This window comes from Arthrobacter sp. 2RAF6 (assembly GCF_052115205.1).
GTDB lineage: Bacteria > Actinomycetota > Actinomycetes > Actinomycetales > Micrococcaceae > Arthrobacter.
In genome coordinates, this window is record NZ_JBFRGF010000003.1 from 209,282 (window position 1) to 218,626 (window position 9,345).

Consider the following 9,345-nt stretch of genomic DNA (forward strand, 5'->3'; position numbering starts at 1 on the left):
TCGTATGCCTTAAGCGTGATAAACTGGTCTGCGGGAAAGGGGAAAGTCCACATGGTTTTTGAGGTCGGCGAGACAGTAGTTTACCCTCACCACGGTGCAGCAAAAATTGAAGAAATCAAGATGCGCACTATCAAGGGCGAAGAGAAAATGTATCTCAAGCTCAAGGTGGCTCAGGGTGATCTGACCATTGAAGTTCCAGCAGAAAACGTAGACCTTGTTGGGGTCCGCGACGTAGTGGGCAAGGAAGGCTTGGAGCACGTATTTGACGTTCTCCGCGCCGAGTTCACTGAAGAGCCCACCAACTGGTCGCGTCGCTACAAGGCAAACCTGGAGAAGCTTGCTTCCGGCGACGTCATCAAGGTTGCAGAGGTCGTCCGCGATCTTTGGCGCCGTGATCACGATCGCGGCCTTTCCGCAGGTGAAAAGCGAATGCTGGCCAAAGCCCGTCAGATTCTGATTTCAGAACTGGCATTGGCTGAGAAGACCGACGAAGAGAAGGCCGCAAGCGTTCTCGACGAAGTTCTGGCTTCCTAACAGAGATTCAAAGATTTGAACCCCGGTGGCAACGTGCCGCCGGGGTTTCCTTTTGCCCGAAAGCCCGGCTCCCGGCCCCGCAGCCCAACTGACTAGCAGTAGGTGTCGTTTTCAGCGCTCAAAACGACACCTAATGCCAGCTAGTTGGGCGGGTGGGCACCACGTAGGCTTGGGCGCATGACTACACCATCCCAGCGCGAGGCCACCGCCGTCGTCGTCGTTGCGGCAGGCTCCGGGGAGCGGCTTGGCTACGGCATGCCCAAGGCGAAAGTTCCGCTGGGCGGCGAAACGATCCTCACGCATGCCCTTCGCGGCGTCGCGACGGCGGACGTTGCCCGCCAGATCTGCGTGGCCGTCCCCGCAGGGGACCTGGAGCTGCGCGAGCTTTGCGAGGAGTTCCGGCAAGAACTGGGCGCGGACGGTCCGCTGATCACAGTGGTCGACGGCGGATCCACCCGTGCCGCGTCGGTCCGCGCCGCCCTTGGGGCGGTCCTTGAGGGAACGCGCGCCGTGCTGGTTCACGACGCCGCGCGTGCACTGACTCCCGAACGGGTCTTCCACCGCGTTGCCGTGGCGCTCTCGTCGGGCGCCAAGGCGGTTATCCCCGCCATTCCGGTGGTGGATACCGTCAAGATGGTTGAGGAGACCGCCGGGGACGACGCCGGAATCGCGCCGGAGATCGTCACCGGCACCGCCCCGCGCGAACAACTTCGTGCCGTGCAAACCCCGCAGGGATTCGACTATGAGACTTTGGTGCGGGCCCACGCGGCGGCCGCGACTTTCGACGACAAGCAGTCGGCGGCAGTCACGGATGACGCGATGCTCGTCGAGCTCCTGGGCGTGCCTGTCCACGCAGTCCGGGGCGCCAGCCAATCACTGAAGATCACCACGCCGCTGGATCTCATCATTGCCGAAGGCCTGCTGGAGGGGCCGCTCGGAGTCCGCTGGGTGGAAGGCTGATGGCCGCCTCCGAGAACGCAGCCATGATTCTGCCGCGCACGGGCATCGGGGTGGATGTGCATGCCTACGCGCCTGAGAACGATCCGCAGCCGTTATGGCTCGGCGGGCTGTTTTGGGACGGGGAACGCGGACTTTCCGGGCATTCCGACGGCGATTGCGTTGCCCATGCGGCCGCTGACGCGCTCTTCTCCGCTTGCGGCATTGGTGATCTGGGCACGCATTTCGGTACCGACCGCCCCGAGTTCGCAGGTGCGTCGGGGGTGAAACTCCTGGGGGAGGCAGCCAGGATTGTCCGGGCTGCGGGTTTCGAGATCGGCAACGTGGCAGTGCAGTTCGTTGCCAACAGGCCAAAGTTCGGGCCCAGGCGTGAAGAGTCGCAGCGTGTCCTCAGCGCCGCCGCAGGAGCACCCGTCAGCGTCACGGCAACCACGAGCGATGGGCTGGGTTTCACGGGGCGTGGCGAGGGCATCTCTGCCGTTGCCACGGCGCTCGTCTACGCCGTGCCGGCAGCGCACCAAAGCGATGGCGCCTAAACAGAGATAGAGGGTGTGCAACGAAGCCAGAGGGTGCGCATCCGCTAATCTGGAGCGGTGACCCTGCGCTTTTACGACACTGCATCCGCCGAAGTCCGCGACTTCGTTCCCCTTGAAGCCGGCAAGGCCAGCGTCTACTACTGCGGTGCCACGGTGCAGGGGATGCCGCACGTGGGACATGTCCGCTCGGCGATCGCTTTCGACCAGTTGACCCGTTGGCTTGAATACCGTGGCCTGCGTGTCACCGTTGTCCGCAACGTCACTGACATCGACGACAAGATCCTCGCCAAGTCCGCGCAGTCCTTCGGGCCGGACTGGGCAGAGGAACCCACAGCCAAGGCCGAGGAAGAATGGTGGGCCCTGGCCTACCGCTACGAGCAGGAATTCGAGCAGGCCTACGACGTCCTGGGCGTTTCCCGCCCCACCTACGAGCCTCGCGCCACCGGCCACATCCCGGAGATGCACGCCCTCATTCAAAGGCTCATCGACCGCGGCCACGCCTATCCTGCGCTGGACGACTCCGGGGACGTCTACTTCGACGTCCGCTCCTGGAGCAAGTACGGCTCGCTGACCCGCCAGAACATCGACGACATGCAGGGGGCCGCCGACGTCGAGCCTCAATTCAGCAACCGGAAGCGCGACCCGCGCGACTTTGCGCTGTGGAAGGGCTACAAAGACGGGGAGCCGACGACGGCGAGCTGGGTTTCGCCGTGGGGAACCGGCCGCCCGGGTTGGCATCTTGAGTGCTCCGCCATGGCCACGAAATACCTGGGCCAGCAGTTCGACATCCACGGCGGCGGATTGGACCTCCGATTCCCGCACCACGAGAACGAGATGGCACAATCTCAGGCGGCCGGTGACGGGTTCGCCAACTTCTGGCTGCACAACGGCATGGTCACGTATGAGGGCGAAAAGATGTCCAAATCCGTAGGCAACACGGTGAGCCCCGGAGAGATGCTCGAGCTCGCGAGCCCCCGGGTTGTGCGGTACTACCTTGGCCAGGCACAGTACCGTTCCATCCTGGACTACCGGCCCACCTCGCTTCAGGAGGCCGCCGCCGCCGTGGAACGCATCTATGGTTTTGTCGCGAAGGCTTCCAAGAAGTTCGGTGGCGACTTCGCCGCGCACCCTGAGTCGAGCCCCGTTCCCGATGCCTTTGCTGCTGCCATGGATGACGATCTCAACGTCCCGCAGGCCCTCGGCGCCCTCCACGAGACTGTCCGTGCAGGAAATACGGCGCTGGCGTCAGGAGACGACGCCGCTGCCGAGCAGGCGCTCCAGGCCGTGATGGCCATGACCACTGTGCTCGGACTGAACGACGTCCGCGGCGAAGTCCAGGAGAACTCCGAGGGCGCCCAAGCCCTGGAGGTCCTAGTGGAAGCCCAGTTGCAGGCGCGCGCCGAGGCGCGGGCCAACAAGGATTGGGCGGCTTCCGACGCCATCCGCGACACTCTCGCGGCAGCCGGTATCGCCGTCGAAGACGGCGCCGATGGAGCCAGCTGGAGCCTGAAACGGGACTGAGAAAGGGCCGTCGTCCCGATTTAAGTTGATTCAGTAGACTTGATTGCAGACGTACTCAACACAATCAAGGGTGGAATTCATGGCCAACAACGGTCGCCGGGCTGTCAAAAACAAGAAGGGCCCCACCACTGGAACCGGTGGCCACGGTCGAAAGGCCTTGGAAGGCCGGGGTCCAACCCCCAAGGCTGAGGACCGCGAGTACCACAAGGCGTACAAGAGCAAGCAGCTTGCCGAGCGCTCCGCGGCCAAGCGCGCGGCCGGGGGCGCCAGCCGCTCCAACCCGGGAGCCCGCTCAGGCCCGAAGGGCCGCGCTACCGAGGAAGTAGTCACCGGACGCAACTCCGTGGTGGAGGCGCTCCGCGCCGGAATCCCCGCGAAGGCACTGCACGTTGCCATTCGGATCGAGATGGACGACCGCGTCAAGGAGTCCCTCAAGCTTGCTGCCGAACGTGGCATCCCGCTGCTGGAAACCGGTAAGCCCGAGCTGGACCGCATGACCGAAGACGCCGTCCACCAGGGCCTCGTGCTGCAGATCCCGCCGTACGAATACCAGGACGCCTACGACCTCGCCGAAGAGACGGTCACCAAATGGAAGAAGGGGTACATCCCCAACGCGCCCCTCTTCGTTGCGCTCGACGGCATCACCGACCCCCGCAACCTGGGCGCCATCATCCGCTCCGTTTCCGCCTTTAGCGGCCACGGCGTGATTGTCCCGGAGCGCCGCTCAGTCGGCGTCACCGCTTCGGCTTGGAAGACCAGTGCAGGCGCGGCGGTCCGCGTCCCCGTGGCCCGGGCCGCCAACCTGAACAATGCGCTCAAGCAGTTCAAGCAGATGGGCATCTTTGTGCTGGGCCTGGATGGCGACGGCGATGTCTCGCTGCCGGATCTCGCCCTGGCCACCGATCCCGTGTGCATTGTTGTGGGTTCCGAGGGCAAGGGGCTCAGCCGCTTGGTCCGCGAAAACTGCGACCAGATCATCTCCATCCCGATCGACTCCGCCATGGAATCGCTGAACGCCTCGATGGCCGTGGGCATCTCCCTGTACGAAGTCTCAAGGCAGCGCGCCACCAAGTAGCCAGTTGGGTGGCGGCACAGCCGCCGGCCAAATACGGACGCTCGCTCACTTATAGGGTGTTTCCGACGGACGCTCGCTCACTTGATGTGAGCGAGCGTCCGTCCATTTGGCGCCAGATGTGAGCGGGCGTTGCTGTTCCCCTTGGAAGTCAAGTTAGAAGTCGTGGCGGTTGGCCAGGACCGGGAGCTTGACCCGCGCTTCCTCGACGGCGGCGGAGTCCAGCTCCGCGAACAAGAGGCCGGGTTCGGCGTCGAGCTCTTCGAGCACGTTCCCCAAGGGGGACACGACGACGGAGTGCCCCACTCCGGTGGGCGCCGCACCCTTGGGTTCACGGCCTTGGCTCGCGGGATCGCCCTGCCCGCAAGCCAACACGAAGGTTGTGGTGTCGATCGCCCGGGCTCGAGCGAGCAGCTTCCACTGTTCCGCCTTACCCGGCCCGGCTCCCCAGGAAGCAGACACGATATTCACGTCGGCTCCGCGGTCGGCATTGGCAGTGAAGAGGGCCGGGAAGCGGATGTCGTAGCACGTGGCCAGGCCAAAGGTGAGGCCTCCGGCGTCGAACGTCACGGGATCGGTGCCCGGGTCGACGGTGTCCGATTCCGCAAAGCCGAAGGCGTCGAAGAGGTGGATCTTGTCGTAACTGGTGTCCACTCCGGGCCCGGTCGCGATCAGGGTGTTCCGGACCTTGCCGTTGCTGCCGCCGTCGGAGGCCAGCCCGGGGGTGAACATTCCGGCCACGATCACGATCCCAAGATCCTGGGCGATCTTCCGCACTTGGCTGGCCCATGGCCCGTCGAGGGGCTCGGCGATGTCGAGCAGGGAATTCCCGAACGCCCGCATGGTTGCTTCAGGGAATACCACGAGCTCGGCGCCGCCCTCCTTGGCCCGGCGGGCGTAGTCTTCCAACAGGATCAGGTTGTCTGCCAGCTCGCGGCCACTGATGAGTTGAGCAAGAGCGATTCGCACAATTACCTCCACATTGGTGTATAGCCAAAGTATGCAACGGCCGCGTTGAGGATACGAACTCACGTGCGCGGGCGGCCGTATTCGGCGCAACCGACACAATCCGCTCAAACGACCGGTTTCACGAAAAGCGCAACGAGCCGGGTGATTCGACGTTTCAGCAGGTGAGCGGCTTGTTTGCGTTTGTACGGACTGCCGGTTTGGTTCCGACCGCCGGGCATGACCACTGTCATATGGGCCGCCGGCAAGGGAGAATTGGCGTCGGAGACTAAACTCTCAAGTAATGGTTATGCCGATTTTTGACACAGCATCTACAGTGGACGCCTCGCGGCCTTCGCCGCTCGGGCTGAGTTTGCCGCGGCCTGGAATATCCGACGACGACACTCCCTCGCCGGACAGGGTCAACGTCGCTGTATGGGCCCCGGGACTCACGCGAGTCGAAATCGCCTACAAGGCCCCCGGCGACTCCTGGAAAGTCCACACGCTGCCGAAGCTTGAGGACGGCGTGCACCACGGGATTGTGGACGGGCTACCGTCCGGCACCCGGTACGGCTTCCGCGCAGCAGTCCACGAGGACGCGATTCCGCTGTCCGTTCCTGCCCCGGACTTTGACGCCGACGACGCCGAGCAGCTGTTGCTGGATCCCTACGGTCGGGCGGTGCACCAGCGCGGAGAGCTGCTGACCTCCGTGCGGATGGAATCGGCTTTCGATTGGGGTAACGATCCCCTGCTTCGCACGCCGTGGCGGGACACCATTGTCTACGAGGCTCACGTCCGCGGCCAAAGCATGCTGCACCCGGATATCCCCGAGCACCTCCGCGGCACCTACGCAGGCATGGCGCACCCCGCCATGATCGAGCACTTCCACTCATTGGGAGTGACTGCCGTCCAATTGCTGCCCATCCACTTCCACATGGACGAGCAGCACCTTCAGTACTTGGGCCTGACCAATTACTGGGGATACAACACCGCCGCGTTCTTTGCACCACACGCGGACTACGCCACGCAAGCCGCCCAGCAGGCGGGCCCCCACGCCGTCCAGGACGAATTCAAAGGCATGGTGAAACTCCTGCACGCCGCGGGGATCGAAGTGATCCTCGACGTCGTCTACAACCACACCGCCGAAGGCGGCCCCGACGGCGATACCTCCAGTTTCAGGGGCCTGGGGGAGCGGCAGTACTACCGCCACGATGCCCATGGCCGTTACCTTGATACGACAGGCTGCGGCAACACCCTTGACTTCGCCGAACCCAGGGTGGTGGACCTGGCCATTGATTCGCTGCGATATTGGGCGGACGAATTCCACATAGACGGCTTCCGCTTCGACCTTGCCGTGACGCTGTGCCGCAATGCGGGCAATGAATTCGACCCTGAGCACCCATTCTTGAAACGGATCGCCCAGGACCCGGTGCTTTCCAAGACCAAGCTCATTTCCGAGCCGTGGGACGTGGGCTACGGTGGCTGGCAGACCGGCCGGTTCCCGGAGGGCTGGGTGGACTGGAACGATCACTTCCGCGACGGCGTGCGCCGTTTTTGGCTGTCAGAGCGGTCCGCTGTGGACGGCGGGATGTCCGGCAGCACCATGGGAGATCTCGCCGACGCCTTGACGGGCTCGGCCCGGGTCTTTGAACCTTCAGGACGCTCCAGGCTCGCCTCGCTCAACTTCGTCACGGCCCACGACGGCTTCACCCTGACCGATCTAGTGTCCTACGACCGTAAGCACAACGAGGCCAACGGCGAGCAAAACCGCGACGGGCAGACCAACAGCCTCAGCTACAACCACGGATTCGAAGGCCGCACGGAAAACGAGACCATTCTCGCTGCCCGTGCCCTTTCGAAGCGGAACCTCATGACCACGTTGATGATCTCCATTGGCGTACCCATGATCACCGCTGGCGACGAGCTCGGACGCACACAGCAGGGAAACAACAACGCCTATTGTCAGGACAACCCCCTGACATGGATCGACTGGACCCAGACACCCGAATCGCATGACCTGCTGCGGAGCACCAAACGGGTGATAAGGCTCCGGAAAGAGTTCCTGCAAGCCCAGGACGCAGGCTTCCCGGACAGCGGGACGGGCCTGGATTGGTTTGATGAAAAAGGCCAGCCCATGACGGCGGCCCGATGGCACGATCCCTCCCTGCGGATCGTGCAGCTCTTGGTGAGCTCTGAGGGCGGCGCTTACCGCGGCTTGATCGTGATCAACGGCAACAAGGATGACAAGAAGGTCGTCCTGCCCAAACTGCTCGCCGAATCCGGAACGGGGAGCCGGATGTTCGAGCTACGCCTGACGACGTCCGAGCTCAATGACCGCAGGCAGGGAGCACTGGTCTCGGCAGGCGAGCGGGAAGTCGTCCAAGGCAACACCATCAACGTCTACCGCACCTAGGAACCATGAAAATCTATTCCGTAGACACGTGGACACTGGAAGAACTGCAGGAACAAGCGTCCGACGCCGGCCGCCGCACCGTGATCGTGCCGCCGGCAGCAAGCAAGAAGGCCGTCTTGGAAGTGTTCGGCCAGGTGCTCGATTTCCCCGAGTACTACGGGGTGGACCTGGATGCGCTCAACGATTCGCTCCACGATTTCGCAGACAGTGTGGCCGAGGATGACCAACCCCCCGTCACCCTGATTTGGCAGGTCCCGGCGGCCTACCGGACGGACCGGTCCTTCGGGTTGGTTTGCGAAATCCTCCAGGACGCCGAGTCCTATGCCGGGCGGGACCTCGCCGTCATAACGGTCTTCCAGGAGTAGCGCGGCGGGCCGGGTGGGCGATGCCCACCCGGCCCGCTTGTCACTACGCGTTGGCGATCAGCCCCAGTTCGGCCTTCGAGGCCAGGGAGGGGTGTTTCGGGAAGACCCGGACGGTGTAGCCGAAGGATCCGGAGCGGTTGATCAGGATGGAACCGGTGAACAGGTGGCGCCCGTTGCCGAGGTCCTCGAACGAGCTCAGTTCGGCCACGGTGATGTCCTCCAGCTCATCGCTTTCTTCAGCCCGCCCATACGCCACCTCGACGCTGACGTCGTCCGGTGTCAGGGTGTGCAGGGCGATGTAGGCGTTGACCTGGAGGATGTCCCCGATCTGTGGCTCTTCGGAGACCCCGATGGAATCGACGTGTTCCACGATCAGCTGCGGCCAGGCGTTGCGGACCTTGGTGGTCCAGGCCGCGAGTTCCTTCGCTTCCTTGAACGAGCCAGCCACGGCACGCCGTCCTGACTCCGCTGCCGGGCGGTAGAGGGTGTTGACGTAGTCCTGGAGCATGCGGTCGGCCGAGACTGCCGGGCCGAGGTGGGCCAGGGTGTGCTTGATCATGGACACCCAGTGCGTCGGGATGGTTTCCGGGCCGGACTGCGAGGGCCCGGCGGCGCCGGCGTCCGCGGAGACCGTGGAGCCGTAGAAGCGCGGGGCCACCTGGGTCTCCAGGAGCTCGTAGAGGGCGGCGGCTTCGATGTCATCGCGTTCGGTCGGGGACGCGTCGTTGTTCGCGGTCGGGATCGCCCAGCCGTTCTCGCCGTCGTACATCTCATCCCACCAGCCGTCCAGGACCGAGAGGTTCAGCGAGCCGTTGATGGCCGCTTTCATGCCGGAGGTCCCGCAGGCCTCCAAGGGCCGGAGCGGGTTGTTCAGCCACACGTCGCAGCCCGGGAACAGGGTGCGGGCCATGGCGATGTCGTAGTTGGGCAGGAACACGATCCGGTGCCTCACGGCGGGGTCGTCGGTGAACTTCACCAGGTCCTGGATCATTTTCTTGCCGG

9 protein-coding genes are annotated in these 9,345 nt (G+C 64.0%); 7 read left to right on the forward strand and 2 right to left on the reverse strand.

The annotated features are described in order from the left end of the window. The first annotated feature begins 51 nt into the window (after positions 1-51). The 5 genes from AB4Z38_RS03685 to rlmB all read left to right on the forward strand — a co-directional run bounded on the left by AB4Z38_RS03685 (position 52) and on the right by rlmB (position 4,623). Positions 52-534, forward strand: coding sequence for a CarD family transcriptional regulator (locus AB4Z38_RS03685; RefSeq protein ID WP_011690592.1), 483 nt, complete (start codon positions 52-54; stop codon positions 532-534). A gap of 177 nt (positions 535-711) precedes the next feature. Continuing rightward, complete coding sequence (ispD, locus tag AB4Z38_RS03690; RefSeq protein ID WP_441428450.1) at positions 712-1,494, forward strand: 2-C-methyl-D-erythritol 4-phosphate cytidylyltransferase; 783 nt, start codon at positions 712-714, stop codon at positions 1,492-1,494. Between the two features lie 23 nt (positions 1,495-1,517). Continuing rightward, positions 1,518-2,027 (forward strand): 2-C-methyl-D-erythritol 2,4-cyclodiphosphate synthase, encoded by a 510-nt coding sequence (ispF, locus tag AB4Z38_RS03695; RefSeq protein WP_441428465.1) that lies wholly within the window; start codon positions 1,518-1,520, stop codon positions 2,025-2,027. Positions 2,028-2,084: 57 nt separating this feature from the next. After that, the gene (cysS, locus tag AB4Z38_RS03700) at positions 2,085-3,548 is read left to right on the forward strand and encodes a cysteine--tRNA ligase (RefSeq protein ID WP_441428451.1); all 1,464 of its coding nucleotides are present in this window, start codon (positions 2,085-2,087) and stop codon (positions 3,546-3,548) included. Between the two features lie 79 nt (positions 3,549-3,627). Beyond that, positions 3,628-4,623: a 23S rRNA (guanosine(2251)-2'-O)-methyltransferase RlmB gene (gene rlmB / locus AB4Z38_RS03705; protein WP_284983629.1), complete on the forward strand. Its 996-nt coding sequence runs from the start codon at positions 3,628-3,630 to the stop codon at positions 4,621-4,623. Positions 4,624-4,776: 153 nt separating this feature from the next. Here the strand turns inward: rlmB and AB4Z38_RS03710 are convergent, their stop codons facing one another. Beyond that, positions 4,777-5,589, reverse strand: coding sequence for a carbon-nitrogen hydrolase family protein (locus AB4Z38_RS03710; protein WP_441428452.1), 813 nt, complete (start codon positions 5,587-5,589; stop codon positions 4,777-4,779). A 280-nt stretch (positions 5,590-5,869) separates the two neighbouring features. Between AB4Z38_RS03710 and glgX the strand changes: the two genes are divergently transcribed. Both glgX and AB4Z38_RS03720 read left to right on the forward strand, forming a co-directional pair. Further along, complete coding sequence (glgX, locus tag AB4Z38_RS03715; protein ID WP_441428453.1) at positions 5,870-7,978, forward strand: glycogen debranching protein GlgX; 2,109 nt, start codon at positions 5,870-5,872, stop codon at positions 7,976-7,978. 5 nt (positions 7,979-7,983) lie between these two features. Beyond that, positions 7,984-8,343, forward strand: coding sequence for a barstar family protein (locus AB4Z38_RS03720; protein WP_441428454.1), 360 nt, complete (start codon positions 7,984-7,986; stop codon positions 8,341-8,343). 43 nt (positions 8,344-8,386) lie between these two features. Here the strand turns inward: AB4Z38_RS03720 and glgP are convergent. After that, positions 8,387-9,345 (reverse strand): alpha-glucan family phosphorylase (gene glgP, locus AB4Z38_RS03725; protein WP_441428455.1); only part of this gene is annotated, 959 nt, incomplete at its 5' end.

Bases quoted from the DNA above. Each gene is read 5' to 3' on its own strand.
- ispF (WP_441428465.1), top strand. From the start codon at position 1,518: ATGATTCTGCCGCGCACGGGCATCGGGGTGGATGTGCATGCCTACGCG.
- rlmB (WP_284983629.1), top strand. From the start codon at position 3,628: ATGGCCAACAACGGTCGCCGGGCTGTCAAAAACAAGAAGGGCCCCACC.
- AB4Z38_RS03720 (WP_441428454.1), top strand. From the start codon at position 7,984: ATGAAAATCTATTCCGTAGACACGTGGACACTGGAAGAACTGCAGGAA.
- ispD (WP_441428450.1), top strand. From the start codon at position 712: ATGACTACACCATCCCAGCGCGAGGCCACCGCCGTCGTCGTCGTTGCG.
- AB4Z38_RS03685 (WP_011690592.1), top strand. From the start codon at position 52: ATGGTTTTTGAGGTCGGCGAGACAGTAGTTTACCCTCACCACGGTGCA.
- glgX (WP_441428453.1), top strand. From the start codon at position 5,870: ATGGTTATGCCGATTTTTGACACAGCATCTACAGTGGACGCCTCGCGG.